The organism is Olleya sp. HaHaR_3_96 (genome assembly GCF_019278545.1).
GTDB lineage: Bacteria > Bacteroidota > Bacteroidia > Flavobacteriales > Flavobacteriaceae > Olleya.
Window position 1 is genome coordinate 1,418,347 of record NZ_CP058987.1, and the last position, 23,053, is coordinate 1,441,399.

The 23,053-nt window shown below is 32.5% G+C and carries 20 protein-coding genes; 18 read left to right on the forward strand and 2 right to left on the reverse strand.

Translation table 11 applies throughout. The annotated features are described in order from the left end of the window. The first annotated feature begins 1 nt into the window (after position 1). The 5 genes from H0I26_RS06115 (at position 2) to H0I26_RS06135 (ending at position 4,774) form a co-directional block, all read left to right on the forward strand. The gene (locus H0I26_RS06115; RefSeq protein WP_218701464.1) at positions 2–1,051 is read left to right on the forward strand and encodes an NAD(P)/FAD-dependent oxidoreductase; all 1,050 of its coding nucleotides are present in this window, start codon (positions 2–4) and stop codon (positions 1,049–1,051) included. A gap of 129 nt (positions 1,052–1,180) precedes the next feature. Further along, complete coding sequence (gene epsC / locus H0I26_RS06120; RefSeq protein ID WP_218701465.1) at positions 1,181–1,918, forward strand: serine O-acetyltransferase EpsC; 738 nt, start codon at positions 1,181–1,183, stop codon at positions 1,916–1,918. Between the two features lie 4 nt (positions 1,919–1,922). Beyond that, positions 1,923–2,801 (forward strand): cysteine synthase CysM, encoded by an 879-nt coding sequence (gene cysM, locus H0I26_RS06125; RefSeq protein ID WP_218701466.1) that lies wholly within the window; start codon positions 1,923–1,925, stop codon positions 2,799–2,801. A 105-nt stretch (positions 2,802–2,906) separates the two neighbouring features. Then, the gene (locus tag H0I26_RS06130) at positions 2,907–3,962 is read left to right on the forward strand and encodes an acyloxyacyl hydrolase (protein WP_256935281.1); all 1,056 of its coding nucleotides are present in this window, start codon (positions 2,907–2,909) and stop codon (positions 3,960–3,962) included. Between the two features lie 68 nt (positions 3,963–4,030). Next, positions 4,031–4,774 (forward strand): head GIN domain-containing protein, encoded by a 744-nt coding sequence (locus H0I26_RS06135; protein WP_218701468.1) that lies wholly within the window; start codon positions 4,031–4,033, stop codon positions 4,772–4,774. Here H0I26_RS06135 and gldA read toward each other — a convergent pair whose 3' ends face one another. Further along, positions 4,775–5,668, reverse strand: coding sequence for a gliding motility-associated ABC transporter ATP-binding subunit GldA (gene gldA, locus H0I26_RS06140; RefSeq protein WP_218701469.1), 894 nt, complete (start codon positions 5,666–5,668; stop codon positions 4,775–4,777). It abuts the gene before it with no gap. A 365-nt stretch (positions 5,669–6,033) separates the two neighbouring features. Between gldA and H0I26_RS06145 the strand changes: the two genes are divergently transcribed. The 13 genes from H0I26_RS06145 (at position 6,034) to rlmN (ending at position 21,830) form a co-directional block, all read left to right on the forward strand. Further along, positions 6,034–6,861 carry a prephenate dehydratase gene (locus tag H0I26_RS06145; RefSeq protein ID WP_218701470.1) on the forward strand — a complete coding sequence of 276 codons (828 nt, stop codon included), beginning with the start codon at positions 6,034–6,036 and terminating at the stop codon, positions 6,859–6,861. Continuing rightward, entirely contained in the window at positions 6,861–8,000 is a 1,140-nt protein-coding gene (locus tag H0I26_RS06150; RefSeq protein ID WP_218701471.1) for a pyridoxal phosphate-dependent aminotransferase, read from the forward strand. The genes H0I26_RS06145 and H0I26_RS06150 overlap by 1 nt, the downstream gene beginning before the upstream one ends. After that, positions 8,000–8,851 (forward strand): prephenate dehydrogenase, encoded by an 852-nt coding sequence (locus H0I26_RS06155; RefSeq protein WP_218702048.1) that lies wholly within the window; start codon positions 8,000–8,002, stop codon positions 8,849–8,851. Before H0I26_RS06150 ends, H0I26_RS06155 begins: the two co-directional genes overlap by 1 nt. A 53-nt stretch (positions 8,852–8,904) precedes the next feature. Next, positions 8,905–9,987: a bifunctional 3-deoxy-7-phosphoheptulonate synthase/chorismate mutase type II gene (locus tag H0I26_RS06160; RefSeq protein ID WP_101016927.1), complete on the forward strand. Its 1,083-nt coding sequence runs from the start codon at positions 8,905–8,907 to the stop codon at positions 9,985–9,987. A 159-nt stretch (positions 9,988–10,146) separates the two neighbouring features. After that, positions 10,147–11,097: a ribosome small subunit-dependent GTPase A gene (gene rsgA, locus H0I26_RS06165; protein WP_101016930.1), complete on the forward strand. Its 951-nt coding sequence runs from the start codon at positions 10,147–10,149 to the stop codon at positions 11,095–11,097. Further along, on the forward strand, positions 11,098–11,550 hold the full coding sequence (gene dtd / locus H0I26_RS06170; protein WP_218701472.1) for a D-aminoacyl-tRNA deacylase: 453 nt from the start codon (positions 11,098–11,100) through the stop codon (positions 11,548–11,550). A 125-nt stretch (positions 11,551–11,675) separates the two neighbouring features. Further along, positions 11,676–13,580, forward strand: a complete 1,905-nt coding sequence (locus H0I26_RS06175; protein WP_218701473.1) for a DUF3857 domain-containing protein — start codon at positions 11,676–11,678, stop codon at positions 13,578–13,580. Then, positions 13,581–15,599 carry a DUF3858 domain-containing protein gene (locus tag H0I26_RS06180; RefSeq protein ID WP_218701474.1) on the forward strand — a complete coding sequence of 673 codons (2,019 nt, stop codon included), beginning with the start codon at positions 13,581–13,583 and terminating at the stop codon, positions 15,597–15,599. Positions 15,600–15,790: 191 nt separating this feature from the next. Then, positions 15,791–17,815, forward strand: a complete 2,025-nt coding sequence (locus tag H0I26_RS06185) for a DUF3857 domain-containing protein (RefSeq protein WP_218701475.1) — start codon at positions 15,791–15,793, stop codon at positions 17,813–17,815. 2 nt (positions 17,816–17,817) lie between these two features. After that, a complete protein-coding gene (locus H0I26_RS06190; RefSeq protein WP_136582398.1) occupies positions 17,818–18,144 on the forward strand; it encodes a nucleotide pyrophosphohydrolase in 327 nt (108 codons plus the stop codon). A gap of 35 nt (positions 18,145–18,179) precedes the next feature. Further along, entirely contained in the window at positions 18,180–19,412 is a 1,233-nt protein-coding gene (locus tag H0I26_RS06195) for a 3-phosphoshikimate 1-carboxyvinyltransferase (protein WP_218701476.1), read from the forward strand. A gap of 85 nt (positions 19,413–19,497) precedes the next feature. After that, entirely contained in the window at positions 19,498–20,547 is a 1,050-nt protein-coding gene (queA, locus tag H0I26_RS06200) for a tRNA preQ1(34) S-adenosylmethionine ribosyltransferase-isomerase QueA (RefSeq protein WP_101016944.1), read from the forward strand. A 239-nt stretch (positions 20,548–20,786) separates the two neighbouring features. Next, positions 20,787–21,830, forward strand: a complete 1,044-nt coding sequence (gene rlmN / locus H0I26_RS06205; protein ID WP_218701477.1) for a 23S rRNA (adenine(2503)-C(2))-methyltransferase RlmN — start codon at positions 20,787–20,789, stop codon at positions 21,828–21,830. A gap of 72 nt (positions 21,831–21,902) precedes the next feature. Here rlmN and H0I26_RS06210 read toward each other — a convergent pair whose 3' ends face one another. Continuing rightward, positions 21,903–23,027, reverse strand: a complete 1,125-nt coding sequence (locus tag H0I26_RS06210; protein ID WP_218701478.1) for a T9SS-dependent choice-of-anchor J family protein — start codon at positions 23,025–23,027, stop codon at positions 21,903–21,905. Positions 23,028–23,053 lie beyond the last annotated feature (26 nt).

A 23,053-nucleotide genomic window follows, 5' to 3' on the forward strand; every position in this document is an offset into this window, starting at 1 on the left:
AATGATTAAAACAGATATATTAATAATTGGAGCAGGACCTACCGGTTTATTTACAGTTTTTGAGGCAGGGTTATTGAAATTAAAGTGCCATTTAATTGATGCATTGCCTCAACCAGGAGGTCAGTGCTCCGAATTATATCCTAAAAAACCTATTTATGATATTCCTGGTTTTCCAGAAATACTAGCAGGAGATTTAACGGGTAATTTATTAGAGCAAGGGAAGCAATTTCAACCAGGGTTTACCTTAGGAGAACGTGCTGAAACAATAGATAAGCAAGAGGATGGTAGTTTTATTGTTACTACAAATAAAGGCACGCAACATCATGCTCCGATTGTAGCGATTGCAGGAGGTCTGGGAAGTTTTGAACCAAGAAAACCTAAGTTGGAAAATATTGAGAAATACGAAGACAAAGGGGTTAATTATTTTATTAAAGATCCAGAACTGTATAGAGATAAAAAAGTGATTATTGCTGGAGGAGGAGATTCGGCTTTAGATTGGGCAATCTTTTTAGCAGATGTCGCTTCTAGTGTTACGCTAGTGCATAGAAGAAACGAATTTAGAGGCGCATTAGATTCTGTAGAAAAAGTTCAAGAATTAAAATTAGTAAATAAAATAAATTTAATTACTCCTGCTGAGGTTACAGCATTGCATGGCACAGATCATATTGAAGGGATTACTATTACTAAAGATGGTGAAGAATCCATTTTAGAAACCGATTATTTTATACCGTTATTTGGATTGTCACCAAAATTAGGACCTATTGGAGATTGGGGATTAGAGATTGAAAAGAATGCAATTAAAGTAAATACTGTAGACTATCAAACTAATATTGACGGGATATTTGCTATTGGAGATGTTAATACATACGAGGGGAAATTAAAATTAATCCTTTGTGGATTTCATGAAGCAACATTAATGTGTCAATCGGCCTATAAAATATTAAATCCAGGTAAAAAGTTTGTTTTAAAATACACAACAGTAAGCGGAATAGATGGTTTTGATGGTACGCGTAAAGAGTCTCCAAAAGCAGTTGTAAAAGCTATTGTTTAATATGTAAAAGAGGACAATAAGCTTGTGATTTGTATTAATATAACTGGTTAAGTTGTTAAATTCCTGTTTAGATATACTACATATTTTAAAAATAGAATTAGCTTTAACCATTGTAAATAACATTATAGTATGCAGGAGATATTGCAAATCCCATTTAGGTTTAAAGAAAAAGTTGAAGATCTTGCAAAAGAGTTATTCTATTGTGCATTAGAAAGTCATGATAAACAAGAAGCCCTTTTTAAATCGATCAAAACGTCTTTTTTTTATGTATCTGAAGCTTTGGATTGTGGACTTTGTAATACCAAATGGGAACAATTTGTGGCTGAAATAAAAGCATTAAAACCCAAATTGCAATTAGATGCTGAAGCAGCTTATAATAGTGATCCAGCAGCCAAAAGTGTCAAAGAAGTCTATTTAGCGTATCCAGGTTTTTATGCTATTGCGATGTATCGTATCAGTCATATTTTATGGCAATTAGATATTCCAATTTTACCTCGAATGATTTCAGAATATTCTCATGGTATCACTGGTACTGATATTCATCCAGGAGCAACTATTGGTCATTCTTTTTTTATAGACCATGCGACAGGGGTAGTTATAGGAGAAACAGCTGTGATACATAATAATGTTATTATTTATCAAGGGGTTACTTTAGGAGGGATTAAAGTCGAAAAGGAGTTAGAAAACACAAAAAGACATCCAACTATTAAAGACAATGTTACTATTTATGCAAATGCAACAATTTTAGGAGGTGATGTGGTCATTGGCGAGGGGAGTATTATTGGTGCTAATGTGTGGATTACTAAATCTATTCCAGAAAACTCATTAGTGACTTATAAGTCAGATATAAAAATAAGTAAAAGATAAAGTCATGAGTATTTTAGATCAAATAGGAAATACACCTTTAGTGGAAGCGTCACATTTGGTGACTAAACCAAACGTGAAATTGTATCTAAAATTAGAAGGTAATAATCCTGGCGGAAGCGTTAAGGATAGACCGGCGTATAATATGATTGCCGAGGCAGTCAAACGTGGTGATATTAAAAAAGGAGGACATTTAGTAGAAGCGACTAGTGGAAACACAGGGATTGCTTTAGCTTATGTGGCTAGTTTATTTGGTATAAAAATATCCTTAGTGATGCCTGAAAACTCTACTATAGAGCGTGTAAAAACGATGCGTGCTTATGGCGCTGAGGTTATATTGACTAGTGCAGAGCAAGGTATTGAGGGATCTAGAGATATTGCTTTTCAAATGAGAGACGATAATGGATATTTATTGTTAAATCAGTTTGAGAATGACGATAACTGGAAAGCGCATTATAAGACTACAGGACCAGAAATTTGGAGAGATACCAAAGGGGAAGTCACCCATTTTGTGTCTGCAATGGGAACGACAGGAACCATTATGGGGACGTCAACTTTTTTAAAAGAACAAAATAAAAATATTCAAATTATTGGTGCGCAACCAGCAGATGGTGCAAGAATACCTGGGATAAGAAAATGGTCGCCAGACTACGTGCCTAGTATTTTTAACCCTTCTAAAGTGGATCAAGTAATAGAAGTTAGTCAAGAAGAAGCTATTATAATGACAAGACGTTTAGCTAAGGAAGAAGGGATTCTTGCTGGTATGAGTAGTGGTGGCTCTGTGGCTACAGCTTTAAAATTGACTAAAACTATTGATAAAGGGGTTATTGTTGCTATAATTTGTGACAGAGGAGACCGTTATTTGTCTTCAAATCTATTTGAATAGTTATTCTGCATTTAGCACTTCATGGCTTATTTAATTTAAGTACTTTTGTCAACTAATTTTCAGTGTTTAATGAAGTATTATTTTAGTTGCTTACTCTTATGTTGCATGTTATTTGCTACAGCTCAAGAAGACAAAATTCCGTTTACTCTTGATGCCGATTTTTTCTATGGAAATATAGCCGAACACAATAGTGATATTTCACATTTGATAAAAGGACATCCAACGGGTTTTATTTTAAGTTATAATCAAAAAACATTTGGTAAAAAGGCTTGGGAAAGTCGGTTTAATTATCCTGATTACGGTGCGTCCATAATTTATCAGGACTTAAAAAACGAAACTTTAGGAAATAATTTAGCAGTGTATGCACATTATAATTTCTATTTTTTTAAACGTAATTTAATGTTTAGAATTGGTCAAGGGTTGACTTATAATAGTAATCCATATGATAAAGTAGATAACTACCGTAACAATGCTTTTGGAACCCAAATTTTAAGTAGTACTTATTTAATGCTGAATTATAAAAAAGAAAACATCTTTAAAAATTTCGGAATTCAAACAGGTCTGTCATTAATCCATTATTCTAATGCAAATGTAAAAGCCCCAAACAGTTCTATAAATACTATTGCTTTTAATTTAGGTCTGAACTATACTTTAGATGCAGGAAATACGCCTGAGTACATCGAGCATGTCGATGAAAAATTCACTGAAAAAATAAAATATAATTTTGCTTTAAGAACAGGAGTTAACGAGAGTGATGTTATTGATTCTGGTCAATATGCTTTTTATGTGGTATCTGCTTATGCGGATAAACGCTTAAATCATAAAAGTGCGATACAAGTAGGAACAGATGTGTTTTTCTCTAATTTTTTGAAAACTCATATTAGATATAAATCTGTTGCTTTTCCAGAAGATAATGTGTCTGGAGATGAGGATTATAAACGTGTTGGTCTATTTGTGGGTCACGAATTATTTATTAGTAAAACGTCTTTAATCACACAATTAGGGTATTATGTGTATTATCCGTTTGATTTTGAAGGTCGCATGTATAACCGAATAGGTCTAAAACGCTATTTCGGCGATAAAATATATGGTGTATTAAGCTTAAAGTCACATGGTGCAAAAGCAGAGGCAGTCGAATTTGGAGTAGGAATACGTCTGTAATTTATTGTTTCGCAGATGACGCGAAACCTTTTTATTATTTAAAAACACACCGCTTTCGCGGAAATTATATGAAAAAGTTATTACTTGTTTTAACTACAGTTTTCCTGTTAGGTTGCAATTCTGAAAATGCGCCAGATTGTTTCCAGAGTACAGGGGACATTATCCAAAAGGAGATTGGCGTTGCTTTGTTTTCAAAAATCACAGTGTATAAAAATGTCGAATTGTTTGTAAAACAAGGGGTGACTCAAAAAGTCATTTTGGAGACTGGTGAAAACTTGGTTAATGATATCGAAGTTTTTGTTGAAAATGGAAAATTAATATTAAAAGATAATAATGACTGTAATCTAACTAGAGATTATGGTGTTACAAAAGTGTACGTTACAACTCCAAATCTAACCGAAATTAGAAATAGTAGCACCTTAGATGTGCATAGTGTTGGCGTTTTAAACTTTCCTGAATTAAAATTACTGTCAGAAGATTATAACGGCGAGTACTACAATGTGGGTAATTTTAATTTAGAAATTAACGCAACAAATTTACAGGTTGTTATTAATAACTTAAGCACAAGTACAATTTCTGGAACGACTGAAAATTTAGATATAAATCATGCGTCTGGAAATGGGCGTTTTGAAGGACGTTATTTAGTCGCCCAAAACGTTAGGATTTATCATCGCGGAACTAATGACATTATAGTAAATCCACAACTTAGTTTAATTGCTAACTTAGTAAGCACAGGGGATGTTATATCCGTAAATACACCACCGACGACAACTATCACAGAGCTGTTTGATGGACGTGTTATTTTTGAGTAATTAACTAGTCAACTCTCTAAATAAGCTTTCTAAACTTGCGTTTTTCTGATTAAGCTGAAGAATCTTAAGTGCGTTATCATGTGCAAAATCAAACACGTGGCTGCGCATATCTTCGGAGGTTGCAAATGTGATTTCATATATAAAATCATGCGTGTTTTTTACAGTCTTAGCGTTGGGAAGCTTTAGTAAAAAAGCATCTTCCACTCTATAGTCAAATTCAACAATTACAATTTGCTCTTGTCCATCACGCAAATCTTTTAGCTTTTTGTTAGCTACAATTTCGCCTTTATTTATAATAATAACGCGATCACACATGGCTTCAACCTCTTGCATGATGTGAGTGGATAAAAAGACGGTTTTGTCTTTTCCTAAGTTTTTTATTAGGTTTCTGATATCAATTAATTGATTTGGGTCAAGACCAGTTGTGGGTTCATCTAAGATTAAAACCTCTGGGTTGTGCAGTAATGCATTAGCTAAGCCAACACGTTGTCTATATCCTTTAGAGAGTTGACCAATAGTTTTATGTGATTCAGGTGCTAATCCTGTTAGTGTAATAACCTCCTCAATACGTGTTTTATCAACATTATAGACATCGGCATTAAAGCTTAGGTATTCCCGCACATATTGTTCTAAATATAAAGGGTTGTGTTCAGGCAGATAACCCACACTTTTCTGGACGTTTTTTGTGTCAGTTAAAATATTGTGGCCATTAACAGCAGCGTCACCTTCAGTTGGACTGATATAGGTAGTTAAAATCTTCATCATAGTTGATTTTCCGGCACCATTTGGGCCTAGAAAACCAACAATTTCTGGTCTGTTAATTTCAAAAGAAATATTGTTTAAAGCTTTTTGTGAGCCGTAAACTTTAGTGATGTTTTCTACTTTAATTGACATACTTGTAATGTTTACTCAAAAATAGACATTCTGTAATTTAAACCATAGATTATTAATAAATCTTTAAAACTTTACTAAAAAGCGGAAAAATAGAGCTTTAGTATATTGTTATATCATTTTATTATTTACTTTAGCAGTATTATTACAAACATGAGCACAATAAACACTACATATTTCAGCTGGTATTATTTCTTTTTTAGCAAAAGGAACGAGACACTGTATATGTAATTTTACAACATATATTTTTTAAAAAGTCTCGATATATATCGAGACTTTTTTTGTTTAAAGAAGTCCTATTAAAATTAAAACGAGTGATTTAAAACGCTTCAACATAAGTTGAAAAGGAATAAAAATAAATAGAAATTTTGATAAAATCAGTAGCCATACAAGGAATAAAAGGATCGTTTCATCATATTGTGTCTCAAAATTATTTTAAGACTAATGTTAGTATTGCGCCATTTATGTCTTTTGATCAAACAGTAGACAGTGTGCTTAAAAAGGAGACAGATGCAGCTATAATGGCTATTGAGAATTCCATTGCAGGCTCTATTATTCCTAATTATGCCTTAATAGATACTAATAATTTGCATATTGTTGGCGAGTATTATTTAGATATTCAGCATAATTTAATGGCGCTTCCCAATCAGAAGATAGAGGATATTACAGAAGTGTATTCTCATCCTATGGCGTTACTACAATGTAAAGCCTTTTTTAAACAATATCCTCATATTAAACTTATAGAAGATAAGGATACTGCTGAGGTTGCGGAGCGTATTCATAAAAAACAATTAAAAAATACAGGAGCTATTGCTAGCGCTTTAGCTGCAGAGATTTTTGAGTTAGACATTTTAGCAAAAAGTATTCAGACTATTAAGCATAACGAAACCCGTTTTGTTATTGTAAAAGAAGATAATTCTGAAATCGCTGAAGCCGAAATAAATAAAGCATCTATCAAATTTGAATTAGACCATAAAAGAGGCAGTTTAGCAACTATTTTGAATGTCATGAGTGATTGCAAATTAAACTTAACAAAAATACAGTCCTTACCAATAATTGAAACCCCTTGGAAATATGCCTTTTTTGTAGATGTTACATTTCAGGATTACCAAGAGTTCAAAAAAGCCAAATCAATAATGGACATTATGGCCACTCATTTTAAGGTTATTGGTCAATATAAAAATGCGAAAATATAATGGAAGTAGCTAACAGATTACATAGTGTAGAGGAATACTACTTTTCTAAAAAGTTAAAGGAGGTCAATGCTTTAAAAGCAGCAGGAAAACCTATCATTAATTTAGGAATTGGAAGTCCAGATTTACAACCGTCAAAGCAAGTTGTTGCAGCGTTAACAGCAGGTTTATTAGATGCTAATGCACATAAATATCAAAGTTATCAGGGCTTACCTGAGTTTAGGCAAGCTATTGCGGATTTTTATAAAAAACAGTATCAAACGCAGATTAATCCGGATACTGAGGTATTACCATTAATGGGAAGTAAGGAAGGGATTATGCATATTTCTTTAGCTTTTTTAAATGAAGGTGATGGCGCGTTAATTCCTAATCCTGGATACCCAACGTATGCAGCTGTGACAAAATTAGTGCAAGCTAATCCTATCGCTTATAATTTAGATGAAAGCAATAATTGGTTGCCTAATCTAGAAGAGATTGAAAAACTAGATTTAAGTAAAGTTAAAATAATGTGGACCAGTTATCCGCATATGCCAACAGGTGCTAAAGCGTCTAAATCGGATTTGAAAAAGTTAGTCGATTTTGCTAAAAAGCATGATATTTTACTAGTAAATGATAATCCTTATAGTTTTATTTTAAACAATAATCCGTTAAGTATTTTAAGCGTTGAAGGTGCAAAGGACGTTTGTTTGGAGTTAAACTCTCTAAGTAAAACTTTTAATATGGCTGGCTGGAGAGTGGGGATGGTTTTAGGAAGTACAGAACATATTAATGCCGTTTTAAAAGTGAAAAGTAATATGGACTCTGGGATGTTTTACGGGATACAGAAAGGTGCAATAGCAGCATTAAATAGTCCGCAAGAGTGGTTTGACCATTTAAATACGGTGTATACAATACGTCGTAAATTAATTTGGCAGTTAGCAGATAAATTAAACTGTACGTATGATAAAGGAGCTTCAGGTTTATTTGTTTGGGCAAAAGCACCAAAAGGTTATAAATCAGAAACATTTATAGATACATTGTTACATGATAAGAGCCTGTTTATAACACCAGGGACAGTTTTTGGAACACAAGGGGAAGGGTATGTAAGATTTTCGTTATGTGCAACGACTGAACAAATAGAAGACGCAATAGCAAGAGTATGATACAAAATATATACATAATTGGTGTAGGATTAATTGGCGGTAGCTTAGCTTTAGATATAAAAAATAAACGTCCTGAAGTAACCGTTTATGGTGTTGATACATCCGAAGACCATATAAATCAAGCTTTGGAGCTTGGTGTTATTGATCATAAAGCCACTTTTGAAGATTTAGATAAAGCAGATTTAGTAATATTAGCTATTCCTGTGGATGCTTCTGTAAGTGTTTTACCGGATGTGCTTGATAAAATATCAGATTTTGCGTTAGTTGCTGATGTTGGTTCGACTAAGTCTGATATCTGTAAAGTGGTAGAGAACCATCCAAGACGACGTAATTTTTTAGCAATGCACCCTATTGCAGGAACTGAGTTTTCTGGACCAAAAGCAGCCATCAGAGATTTGTTTAATCAAAAGACAAATATCATTTGCGAAGTAGAAAAAACAGCCTTTAAGCTACAAGAAAAAGCAGTCGGTTTGTTTACAGAGATTGGTATGCGTATGCGCTATATGAATCCTGAATCACATGATAAGCACATTGCTTACGTATCGCATTTATCTCATATTAGTGCCTTTATGTTAGGGAAAACAGTCATTGAGAAAGAAAAGAACGAACGTGATATTTTTGATATGGCAGGTTCTGGATTTGAAAGTACAGTCCGATTAGCAAAAAGTAGCCCAGCGATGTGGACGCCAATTTTTAAACAGAATAAAAGTAATGTAGTCGAAACTTTAAATGATTATATCGCCAATTTAACGCAGTTTAAAAATCTTATTGAAAAGGACGATTTTGATGGTGTTTATAAAGAAATGAAAGACACCAATTATATAAAACAAATATTAAACGGAATACAATAAATAGTAATGCTTCCAAGATTTTAAATAGTTTTGAGGCTTTAGATTAGAAGATTATGGAAAATAAAAAAGAAATGAGAAACTGGTTGGATGACATGAAGTTAGACCATCCATTAGTAATCGCTGGACCATGTAGTGCAGAGACAGAAGAACAAGTATTAAAAATAGCGCACGAGCTAAAAGATACTGATGTTAGCTATTTTAGAGCAGGTATATGGAAACCACGTACTAGACCAGGAATGTTTGAAGGTGTTGGTGCTTTAGGTTTAAATTGGCTTAAAAAAGTAAAAGAAGAAACAGGTATGAAAACCTGTACAGAAGTTGCTAATGCGGCACACGTAAAATTAGCTATCGAGAATGATGTTGATTTACTTTGGATTGGAGCACGATCTACAGTTAGTCCATTTATCATGCAAGAATTGGCAGATGCATTGGCAGGTACAGATAAAATTGTATTGGTTAAAAATCCAGTAAATCCAGATTTAGCGTTGTGGTTAGGTGGGATTGAAAGATTATATACTGCAGGTATTAAAAACTTAGGAGCAATCCATAGAGGGTTTTCTACTTACGAGAAAACTAAATATAGAAACATTCCAGAATGGCAAATCGCTATTGAGTTTCAAAACAGATTTCCAGATTTACCATTAATAAACGATCCGTCGCATATTACTGGAAAACGTGATATGGTTTTTGATGTCTCTCAAACAGCATTAGATTTAAATTTTGATGGGTTAATGATTGAAACGCATACCGATCCTGATAATGCATGGAGTGATGCTGCGCAGCAAGTAACGCCTGCGTCTTTAATTCAAATGATGATAGATCTAAAGATTAGAAAAGAATCTGATCCAGAAGCAGAGTACAATCAAGAGTTAACTAATCTGAGAGCGCAAATAGATGTTGTAGATAATCAGATTATTGAGTCTTTAGGTAAGCGTATGAAAATCGCAGACGGAATTGGAGGTCTTAAAAAACAGAAAAACGTTGCGGTTTTACAAAGTAAACGTTGGAATGAGATTTTAGGAAAAATGGTTTTAGAAGGAGAGTCTAAAGGATTAAGTGAAGAGTTTATCTTAAAAATGTTTAAGGCTATTCATCAAGAATCTATTAATCATCAAGAAAAAATTATAAAAGGATAATTTTATCATTAAAAAAGCCTCTTAAATTTAAGAGGCTTTTTTAATAATTACAGGTTTAAATCAAAGTAATGCGTTAATATGTCAGTTAAAGCGTAAGCACTTGCTATTTGGTGTTCTTTTTTGTTGGAAGACACCATAATAATTTTCATATTTGTAGTAATGACAGGACGCGTATACAAATCTACAGGTAGTTGGTACACAGTAAAGACCGAATTAGGTCAAAGCTACGAGTGTAGAATAAAAGGTAAGTTTAGACTTAAGGATATAAAAAGTACAAATCCCATTGCTGTTGGTGATTTTGTAGACTTTGAATTAGATACTAAATCTGATCAAGAAACAGGTGTGATTGATAAAATTCACGATAGACAAAATTATATTGTCCGTAAATCGGTAAATCTATCTAAGCAAACCCATATCATAGCATCTAATATTGATTTAGTATTCTTACTGGTAACCATAGATAATCCGCCAACATTTACAAGTTTTATTGATCGTTTTTTAGTGACAGCAGAAGCTTATGATATAAAAGCGGTTTTATTATTTAATAAAATAGACACCTATGATCAAGATACCTTAGATGAAGTGAGATACTTGGCTCATGTGTATCGACAAATAGGATATGAATGTATCGGTATTTCGGCTAAGACCGGAAAAAACCTAGACCAAGTTAAAAACTTAATGGAAGGTAAGGTTAGTATGTTTACAGGACATTCTGGTGTGGGTAAGTCTACACTAGTTAATACTATCGAGCCAGCTTTGGATCTTAAAACCAAAGCCATATCTATGCAACACATGCAAGGTCAGCATACCACAACATTTGCTGAGATGTTTGATTTAAGTTTTGATGCTAAGATTATTGATACGCCTGGAATTAAAGGATTTGGGATTGTGGATATGGAAAAAGACGAAATAGGAGATTATTTTCCGGAATTTTTCGCTTTAAAACAAGATTGTAAATTTAATAATTGCTTACACATCGAAGAACCTAAATGTGCAGTAAAAGAAGCGTTAGAAAAGGATGAAATTGCAGCATCTAGATACAGAAGCTATGTGCAACTTATTGAAGGGGACGATGAGCATTATAGAACCGATATTTGGGATAAAGAATAAATGAAAGCAGTCATCCAACGCGTTAGTAGTGCTAGTGTTACCATTGCAAATAAAAAGGTCGCCAATATTGATAATGGATTACTAATTTTACTTGGTATTGTTGAAGAAGATACAGTGGAGGATATTAAATGGTTAGTCAATAAAATTACTAATTGTCGTATTTTTAATGATGATAATCAAGTCATGAATTTATCTTTAACTGATATAAATGGAGAAGCAATAGTAGTTAGTCAATTTACGCTTCAAGCAAGTACAAAAAAAGGAAACAGACCAAGTTATATAAAAGCAGCAAAACCAGATATTGCAATACCGCTATACCAAGCTTTTATAAAAAGCATACAATCGGTTTTAGATACACCAGTACAAACAGGGCAATTTGGAGCAGATATGAAAGTGGAGCTTGTAAATGATGGTCCGGTGACTATTATTATGGATTCTAAAAATAAAGAGTAAATATTTCTTCTATTTATATAGGCAAATAAAGGTTTCAGTAATTAGTCTTTTATTATATATCAAAAAACACCGAACGGTTTTCGTTTTTATCATATTATGTCTATATTGTTACCTAATTAGATGCAATGCCTACAAACACATTCTTAAAAAGTATACTATGTGTACTTTTCTTTTCAGTCAACGTATTTTCTCAAGACAATTACCAAGCTTTAGTTATAAAACCCGAACTACAATCAAATGCAAATGCCATTGTGCGATCTAGTACAATAGATGTAAATATTGAGGCAAGAGACAAAATAGTAGTTACAGAACAAAGGGTTGTTACTGTTTTAAACGAAAGAGGGCAAAGGTATATTGGGGCTGTCGTATACTATGACCAGTCAAAGTCAATAAAAACGTTAGAAGCAATAATTTTGAATGCTTTTGGAAATGAAATTAAAAAATTCAAGAAAAAAGATTTTATAGATGTTAGTGTTGCCGACGGGATATCTATTTTTACAGATAATAGAGCACGTTACATCAATTATACACCTGTCTCTTATCCGTTTACTGTGGTGTTTAATTTAGAATTCGTGTCTTCTAATACCGCATTTATACCGCAATGGTATCCAATTGATGACTATTACCTAAGTGTAGAAAAGGCATCATATAAAATACAAAATCAAACAGATATTCCTTTAGATTTTAAAATTAGCAACTTAGAAGCGTTTGAAATTGAGAAAATGTCGGACTTGCATTATCAAGCAAATAACTTGTCAGCTATAAAGAAAGAAGCTTATAGTCCGTCATTTTATAATGTGGCACCTTCCGTTAAATTTGCGCTTAAACAATTTAGTATGCTTGGTGTTGAAGGAGATAATAGTAGTTGGAATGATTTTGGTAAGTGGATGAGTGATAAGTTAATTAATGGTACTCAGGCACTTCCAGAAACCGTGAAAGTAGAAATTAAAGCGCTTACTAAAAACGCAAAAACAGATTTAGAAAAAGCTAAGATTGTATATCAGTTTATGCAAAATAAAACACGGTACATAAGTGTGCAAGTCGGAATTGGAGGATGGAAGCCTATGTTAGCAAGTGATGTAGATCGATTAGGGTATGGCGATTGTAAAGGACTGTCTAATTATACAAAAGCACTTTTGGATGAAGTTGGTGTCACGTCTTATTATACTATTGTTTACGGTGGAGAGGATGTGCGGAGTATTGATCAATCATTTTCGTCTTTACAAGGTAATCATGCAATATTATCAATACCGTATAATGATAGTTATATTACTTTAGAATGTACTAATCAGTCAGCGCCATTTGGGTATAATGCTAACTTTACAGATGATAGAGATGTCTTAATTGTTACACCGTTAGGAGGAGAAATAGTGCACACAAAAGTATATAGCACTAATGAAAACAGTCAGATAATTAACTCAAATATTATTTTAGATAGTTTAGGTGGTTTTAAAGCTGCATTAAATATTATTTCTAAAGGGACGCAGTACGATAAATATAGACGTATTGAAGCTCAAACAGAAAAAGAAAATAGACTTTATTATAAGGATCATTTTTCGGATATAAATAACCTTCAAGTTAATAGTATGATTTTTAATAACGATAAAGATAATATCGTTTTTAGAGAGGATTTAGACCTGCAAGTTGATAAATATGTAACCAAAGCCGGAGAGAGGTGGTTGATGCAACCTAACTTTTTTAATAAATTTAAAACAGCACCTCCAAGATATAAAAACAGGAAGTTGCCATTTGAGATTGATAGAGGATTTATAGACGAAGATCAATATCAAATTACTTTGCCGGATAATGTTAAAATAGAAGCTTTGCAGGACGATGTTGTTATTAAAAATAAGTTTGGAGAATATCATTATTCAATCAAACAAATAGATGATAAGAATTTAGTATTCAAAAGAAAAATTATTATAAATAAAGGACAGTTTTTAAAAGAAGACTATAGTGCTTTTAGAAAATTTAAACTTGCCATTGTTAAACATGATAAATCAAAAATAGTATTAACCACTACTAATTAAATGAAAAAATTAACCATCCTTACATTTATGTTTATGTCCGTTCTAGGGCAATCACAAAATTTTAAATTTGGTAAAGTCAGTAAAGAAGAATTAAAACAAGCTGTTCATCCAATCGAAAAAGAGGCAAATGCGGCTATTTTATATAGAAACCAAAATATTAAGTTTGTCTTTAGTAAAGAAGATGGATTTACTCAGGAAAATACAATTTTTCAACGTGTTAAAATTTATAATAAAAAAGGTTATGATTGGGCGACACAAAAAGTCATATTATATAATAAAACATCTTCTTTAAGAGAAAAATTAATTGACTTAAAAGGATATACTTATACTTTAGAAGAGGGCAAAATAAAAAAAAACAAGTTAGAAAAGGAAAATGTATTTAAGGAAGAAACGAATAAGTATTGGGCAAGCAGCACTTTTGCTATGCCAGGAATCACGGAAGGTTGTATTTTGGAATTTGAATACAAAATAAAGTCGCCATTTATTCAAATAGATGATGTTTTGTTGCAATATAATATTCCATTAGATAAGGTCGAAGTCCAGATTGCTACACCTGAGTTTTTTAATTTCAATAAAATTGTTAATCCAAGAGCTAATATTTATCCAAAGATAAAAGAAAGTGAAAGGAACAGAAAAGAAAAAATAAACTCTAGTTCAAGAAGTCAATCAGGAGGTTGGAGTTCTTCTACAACTAAATTTAAGTCTACTGATTTTGTTTTTTTTGAGAATATTATTTCCATTGATATGGATAAGGTTCCAGCATTAAAGGCTGAGCCTTTTGTCGATAACTTGGATAATTATAGAAGTAAATTAGCTTTAGAATATGCTTTTTATAAAGGGCCTAATGGTATGGTTGAAAGCTACGCTACAACTTGGGAGAAGGTAGCAGATAATATTTATAAAGATGAAGATTTTGGAGGACAGCTAAATAAAACCAATTATTTTGAAGATGATATAAATGCATTAGTAGCCGGTGTTACGGATAATAAAGAGAAGATTCAATTAGTTTTTGATCATGTTAAGAGTAAGGTTAAATGGAATGATTTTATTGGATATACTTCTGAAAATGGAGTTAAAAAGTCATATAAAGATGGTGTTGGAAATGTAGGTGATATAAACTTAATGTTGATAGCTATGCTAAGACATTTAGGCATAATAGCTAACCCGGTTTTAGTTAGCACAAGAGATAATGGTGTGCCTTTATTTCCAACACGTTCGGGTTTTAATTATCTAATTTGTGCTATCGAGGATGAAAGAGGCTCGGTACTTTTAGATGCTACCCAAAAGTATGCCACAGCTAATATATTACCAATTAGAGCAATTAACTGGCAAGGTCGATTAATTAGAAGAAATGGGACTTCTATTTGGGTAAATTTAAATCCAAAAGTAGTTTCAAAAGAGATTATATTGGCAACAGTAAATCTAAAAGAGGATTTGTCAGCGGAAGGAAAAGTTAGAAAATTATTAACTAATTATTATGGTTATAATTATAGAAATGATAATGCAAACAAAAGCAATGAAGCTTTAGTGTTAAATATAGAAAAAGGCAATTCAGGGCTTTTGGTGACTAATTTAGAAGTTAAAAACGCAAAGGTAAGTACTGAAAAGTTATCTCAGTCGTATGAATACGATTATGAAAATGCAGCAGAAAAAATAGGAGATAATATATATCTATCACCATTATTATTTTTGAGTGAAGAAGAAAATCCTTTTACACAAGATGTTAGAAACTATAATATTGATTTTGTTTATCCAACATCAGAGAAGCGAACTATAGGAATTACAATCCCTGATGGATATGAAGTTGAGTTTTTACCTGAAAATGCTGCAGTTAAGTTTAATAATAATGCGATAAGTTTTACATATCGAATTAATCAATATGAGAATAATATACAGTTAACAGTGAGTTTAGATATCAACAAAACAATTATAAGTACCGAGGATTATCAAAGTTTAAAAGGGATCTTTCAGTTAATGGCAGATAAGAACTCGGAAAAAATAGTGCTCAAAAAAATATAAAATTATATACTGTTTACGGTTATAGCTTGCCGAGGTAAATAAGTTTTATTGAATAAAATTTAGTAACCAAAAAATAATTTTTTAATAAAGATCAACCTTCAAAAGAGAATTACAGTGTTTTTAGAAAAGCGAGACTAGCTATTATCAAACAAGATAAATCAAGAAAATAATAACTACAACTAATTAAATAAATGAAAAAATTAACTATCCTTACATTTATGTTTATGTCCGTTCTAGGGCAATCACAAAATTTTAAATTTGGTAAAGTCAGTAAAGAAGAATTGAAACAAGCTGTTCATCCAATCGAAAAAGAAGCAAATGCGGCTGTTTTATATAAAGAACAAGAAATATTCTTTGAATTTATTCATGATCAAGGTTTTGTTCAAAAAAATGTAATTTTTGAGAGGATTAAAATTTATAATAAAGAAGGATTAGAAAGAGCTAGCAAGGTTATTAGGCTTTATAACGAATCAAATCTGACAGAACAAACAGTAACATCATTAAAGGCTTATACTTATAATTTAGAAAATGGTAAGATTGTCAAAGAAAAGCTTAAAAGCAATGGTGTGTTTGATGAAGAAACTAATCAATATTGGAAAACTAAAAAATTTACTATGCCCAATGTTAATATTGGTTCCGTAATTGAATATAGATATATAATCGAATCTACTTTTCTACAAGTAGATAAAATTAATTTTCAAGAAGAAATTCCTGTAAATAAATTAAAATTTGAATTTCGAGCTCCAGAATATTTTAATTATACTAAGCATCTAAATCTAAAAGCTAAGTTTTTACCAAAAGTTTATGAGTCTACTAGTTCTAGAGAAATACTAATGTCATATGTAAAAAAACCTGAGCCAGGCTCCCATAGAGAGGCGCATAGTAAATCCCGAAAAGTAGTTAGTAAACAAAATGTAATAGAGAATATAATGCGTGTTGAGGAAAAAAATATTCCTGCACTAAAAGATGAGCCTTTTGTCGATAATCTAACTAATTATAGATCAGGTTTGAAGTTAGAATATGCTTATTATAAGGGCATAGACGGAAATATAGAAAGTTACGCAACAAATTGGGATAGAGTTACTACCACCATTTATCAAAGCGAAGATTTTGGAGGACAGTTAAATAAAAATAATTACTTTGAAGATGATATAAATAAATTAGTGTCTAGTGCAAAAACTAATTCTGAAAAAATTAATTTAATTTTTAATCATGTCAAAAGTAAAGTAAAAGTGAATGGTTATGTTGGTTATATGTCAGAAAAAGGAGTTAAACAAGCATATAAGGAAGGGTCTGGAAATGTTGCTGATATAAATTTAATGTTAGTCGAAATGCTAAGGCATTCGGGTGTAAATGCAAATCCAGTGTTGATAAGTACAAAGGACAATGGCGTACCTTTTTTTCCTACGCGCTCCGGGTTTAATTATGTTATATGTGCAGTTGAAGGACCTGATAGTATTTTGCTTTTAGATGCTTCTACTCTATTTACTAAGCCTAACATTATACCACAACATGTTATTAATTGGCAAGGCCGATTAATTAGAGAAGATGGCAGTTCTACCTGGATTGGTTTAAACCCATCAATGTTATCTAAAGATATTGTGTCCGCTAGTGTGAAGATTAATCAAGACTTATCTATGGAGGGGAAATTAAGAAAAGTTTTGACAGCTTATCAGGCCCTTAATTATAGAAACTCTAAAGCAGGGCTGACTAATGAATCTTTAGTGCAAAATATAGAAAAAGATCATGCAGGGCTTATAGTCTCTAATCTAGAGGTTAAAAATATAAAGGATATCTATAAACCAATTATGCAATCTTACGATTTTACTTTGGATGGTGCTGTTGAAGATATTGGAGGTAATCTTTATATTTCTCCTTTATTATTTTTGACTAATGTAGAAAATCCTTTCACTCAGAATACTAGAAATTATCCAATTGACTTTATTTATCCTCGTTCGGATAAGTATATTATTAATATGGATATCCCTGAAGGTTATCAATTAGAATCTCTACCCGAAAGTGAAGCAATAAAGTTTAATAGCGATGCATTAGCATTTTCTTATCTTACAAAACAAATAGGAGATAAAATTCAAATAGTTGTAAATTTGAATATTAATAACACATATATATTACCGTCTGATTATACTAATTTTAAAGAATTTTATAAAATTATGACGAATAAAAATTCGGAGAAAATAGTGCTTAAAAAACAATAAATATGGACATCAAAAACGCACAATTAGAAGTAGATAACTGGATTAATGCTCATGGCGTACGTTATTTTAACGAGCTGACCAATATGGCGCAACTTACAGAGGAAGTTGGAGAGGTTGCACGTATTATAGCTAGGCGTTATGGAGAACAAAGTGAAAAAGAATCTGATAAAAATAAAGATTTAGGAGAAGAACTTGCTGATGTTATGTTTGTAGTATTATGTTTAGCAAATCAAACGGGTATAGACTTGCAAGAAGCGTTTGATAAAAAGTTAGATATAAAAACAAAACGAGATCACGACAGACATCACAACAATCAAAAATTGAAATAAATTTAGTTACATCAGAGCAAGGAATCCATTAGAATATGAATCTACATTTAAATAAATCAACAATACATAAAACGTCGTCAATCCAAATCACAGGATCAAAAAGCGAATCTAATCGACTTTTGTTATTACAAGCTTTATATCCAGAGATTAAGATTGGTAATGTATCAAATAGTGACGATTCTGTATTAATGTCTAAGGCATTATCGTCTAAAGATACTGTCATAGATATACATCATGCAGGAACAGCAATGCGTTTTTTAACAGCTTATTTTTCGACGCAGGATGGGCGAGATATCGAGTTAACGGGATCTAAACGGATGAAGGAGCGTCCAATCGCTATTTTAGTGGATGCTTTGAACCAATTGGGAGCGGAGATAACATATAAAGAAAATGAAGGCTTTCCGCCATTACTGATTAAAGGTAAAAAGCTAACTAAAAATAAAGTGACTTTAAAAGCTAATGTTAGTAGTCAGTATATCTCGGCATTATTATTAATAGCATCAACTTTAGAAAACGGATTAGAGCTTACCTTAGATGGCGAAATTACATCTGTACCGTATATTAAAATGACATTAAGTCTTTTGGAAGAAATTGGTATTGAAACTCAATTTGAAGGTCAATTAATTACAGTCCAGCCTAAAAAGCAGTCTGAAGTAAAAAAGAAGCAATTAACTGTAGAGAGTGATTGGTCTTCAGCATCTTATTTTTATAGCATTGCAGCAATGTCAACTATTGGAACAAGTATTACCTTGTCTTCATACAAGCAAAATAGCCTGCAAGGCGATTCCGCTCTAGCGACAATTTATAAGTCTTTTGGGGTGACAACAACATTTAAAGATAACAGTGTTACGCTTCAAAAGGAAGTAGAGGTTACTTTGGATGCTCAAATTAATTTCGATCTAAAAAATGCGCCAGATATTGCACAAACTATTTCGGTAACAGCATTCGGTTTAGGTTTAGAGTGTCATTTAACAGGGCTACATACTTTAAAAATTAAAGAAACAGACCGTTTAGTAGCGTTAAAGACTGAAATTGAAAAAATAGGAGGAGAGGTTGCCATAACAGACAATAGTTTAACATTAAAAAAAGCGACCAATAGACGACAAAACATTGCTGTTGCAACTTATAATGACCACCGGATGGCTATGGCATTTGCGCCTTTAGCATTAAAAACACCTATAATTATCGAAGATTATAAAGTGGTTTCAAAATCTTACCCAACATTTTGGGATGATTTAGCTGCTTTAGGCTTCATTTTTAGCGTTTAATAAATAATAATTGCTCATTTACTTGACAAGGCCTATCTCCAGATTGTATATTTGCAATCTTGTTAACTTAACAACTATTTAATAAATGAAATTATCACACTTCCATTTTGACTTACCAGATGAATTATTAGCAGAATATCCTGCTGAAAACAGAGACGAGTCTCGTTTGATGGTATTAAATCGAAAAGAACAAACTATTGAGCATAGAATGTTCAAAGACATAATCGAATATTTTGATGAGAAGGATGTGATGATTCTTAATAACACCAAAGTATTTCCAGCGCGTTTATTTGGTAACAAAGAAAAAACAGGCGCTAGAATCGAAGTGTTTTTATTAAGAGAATTAAATAAAGAACAACGTCTTTGGGATGTTTTAGTAGATCCAGCTCGTAAAATACGTATTGGTAACAAATTATACTTCGGCGACGACGAAACATTAGTAGCAGAAGTTATCGATAATACAACGTCTAGAGGACGTACTTTACGTTTCTTATATGACGGGTCTTACGAAGAGTTTAGAAAAAAATTACAATTATTAGGAGAAACACCTTTACCAAAATATATTAAAAGAGACGTAGAGCCTGAAGATGAAGAGCGTTACCAGACAATTTATGCAAAAGAAGAAGGGGCTGTAGCAGCACCAACAGCAGGGATGCACTTTTCTAAGCATTTATTAAAACGTTTAGAAATTAAAGGTGTCGATTTTGCAGAAGTAACATTGCATGTTGGATTAGGAACATTTAATCCAGTAGAGGTTGAAGATCTATCTAAGCATAAAATGGATAGTGAAGAGCTTAAAATTGAAGCAGCAGCAGTAGAGATTATCAATAATGCTAAAAAAGAGAAGCGTCGTATTTGTGCAGTGGGTACAACAGCAATGCGTGCTATAGAAAGTTCAGTGTCTTCAAGCGGAACATTAAACGAAATAGAAGGATGGACAAATAAATTTATTTTTCCTCCATACGATTTTAGTATTGCTAACGCTATGATTACTAATTTTCATACACCAAAATCAACATTAATGATGATGGTATCTGCATTTGCTGGTCATGATTTTATGAAAAAAGCATACGATGAAGCAGTAAAAGAAAAGTACAAATTTTACAGTTATGGAGACGCGATGTTAATCATCTAATTCTTCTACTATAGATAATTAAAACCTCTTTTCGCTGTAATCAGTAAAAGAGGTTTTTTTATGGCATTACCCAGGGGTCGCGCTCTCGACAGTCGCTTTGCATTTGCTTAAATGGCAAAAGCAAGAGCTTCAACAAATGTCTCCATCGCTAATGCGTTAGCTTAACGTTGGTTATAAATTTAAGTAAAGTAAATGATCAGTCGTCATTCATCATTCAAAATCACTATTTTTGCAATCCAATGGACATTAAGAAAAAAGACATACGCGCATTAACTAAAGAGCAACTTAGAGAATTCTTTGAAAAAGAAGGAGATAAAGCCTTTAGAGGGAATCAAGTTTACGAGTGGTTATGGAGCAAAGGTGCTCATACATTTGAGGATATGACAAATCTCTCTAAAGAGACGCGTCAAATGCTAGAAGATAACTTTGTTATAAATCATATCAAAGTAGATGTGATGCAACGTAGTAGTGATGGTACTGTAAAAAATGCGGTACGATTACATGATGATTTGATAGTGGAGTCTGTTTTAATACCTACAAAAACTAGAACCACAGCCTGCGTGTCTAGTCAAGTAGGGTGTAGTTTAGACTGTAAATTCTGCGCAACAGCACGTTTAAAACGTATGCGTAATCTTAATCCTGATGAAATTTATGATCAAGTAGTCGCTATAGATAGAGAAAGTAGGTTGTATTTTGATAGACCTTTAAGTAATATTGTATTTATGGGGATGGGAGAACCATTAATGAATTACAATAACGTCCTTAAGGCTATTGAGAAAATAACGTCTCCAGAAGGATTAGCAATGTCGCCAAAACGTATTGTAGTTTCTACGTCTGGAGTTCCAAAAATGATTAAAAAAATGGCAGATGATAATGTTAAGTTTAAATTGGCGGTGTCATTACACTCTGCAATTGACGAAGTCAGAACATCAATTATGCCATTTAATGCAACATTTCCGTTAGCAGATCTTAGAGAAGCATTGGTGTACTGGTACGAAAAAACCAAAAACCGTATTACTTATGAGTATGTTGTTTGGGAAGGTATAAATGATAAACGTAAAGATGTAGATGCTTTAGTTCAGTTTTGTAAGTTCGCGCCAAGCAAGGTTAATATTATAGAATATAACCCGATTGATGATGGTCAGTTTCAACAAGCTAGATCAGAAGCTATTGATATGTATAAAAACGTATTAGAGGATAATAATATTACTGTTACTGTAAGACGCAGTAGAGGTAAGGATATTGATGCCGCTTGTGGACAATTAGCTAATAAAGAAAATTAAATTAAAATATTTTATATAAAAAAGTGCCTTTCAAATATTTGAAAGGCACTTTTTTTTTGATAAGTAAACCAATTACTCTTTTATAAATTTTGTTGTTTGTTGTTTTCCATCGGCAAAAATTTTCATGAAGTACACACCGTTATTTAAGTTGCTAATCGCAATGGAATTGTCAACTAAATCATCGGTACTAACTTGCATAACACGTTGACCTAGTTGGTTGAATATTTCAACTGTATCAAAAAGTGTATTTGATTTTATATTAATACTGTTTTTAGCAGGATTTGGAAAGACGCTAAAGGTAGAGGTGTTAAACGTTGCTGTTGATAAGGAAGGATCTGCTTCAGTAGTAAAACTCCAAACGGAAGATCCAATGGCTTCTCCTCCAATATTTTCTGCGACTACAGACCAATAATATACTGTATTGTATTCCATACCTGTAATATTAACAGACGTGTTACTAATATTACCTAAATCGTTTAATGTTGTTGGAGACTCTCCTAGGTAAAAGTTGTAAGTAGTTGCAGAGTCTCCAGTTGTTGCTTCAGTCCAAGAAAAAGAAACAGCATTGTCTGGGGTATTATCTGAATTTGTATCAGTTGGATCAATTCCGACATCTGTTGCTGTATCATAAGGAGTGGGTGTGATAACCGCATTTGGAGCGCTAGCATATTTGTCTACTAAATTAACATTGTCTATAAACCAATAATCACCATCATTTTGTGTTAACACAAAAGCAATGTAAATTGTAGTTCCTTCGTAAGCAGATAAATCTACTGTGTATGAAGAAAACGTACCCTCGGCTCCGGCGGTTACAGACGTTTCGGTTTGCGTATCTACAATAGTGAAATCTGCATGTGTTGTTTGTGATGCCCCAGTAGAGACTCTTATGGTGTATTCAGAGCCATAATCGGGTAGGAATGCATCCGTTTGGTCAAATTGTAATAATGAATTAGAGGTTGTAATAGCAATGGATGGTGTTACTAACCAATCTTCAGATAGGGTTGGTACGGCTTCATAAGTAACCCCCATGTATCCTTCGACATTTTCCCAATTGTATAATGTGCCTTCTCCATTAGTTCCAATAAACGTGGCCCAGGTTGCAGGTATGGTTGTGCCATTAAAGCTTTCAGGAAATTGTGCATGACTAAAAGTTGTCATTGTTAAATAAAATAATAACAGTAATGTAATTTTTTTCATGAGTTAAAGTTTAGATAATTAGGGTA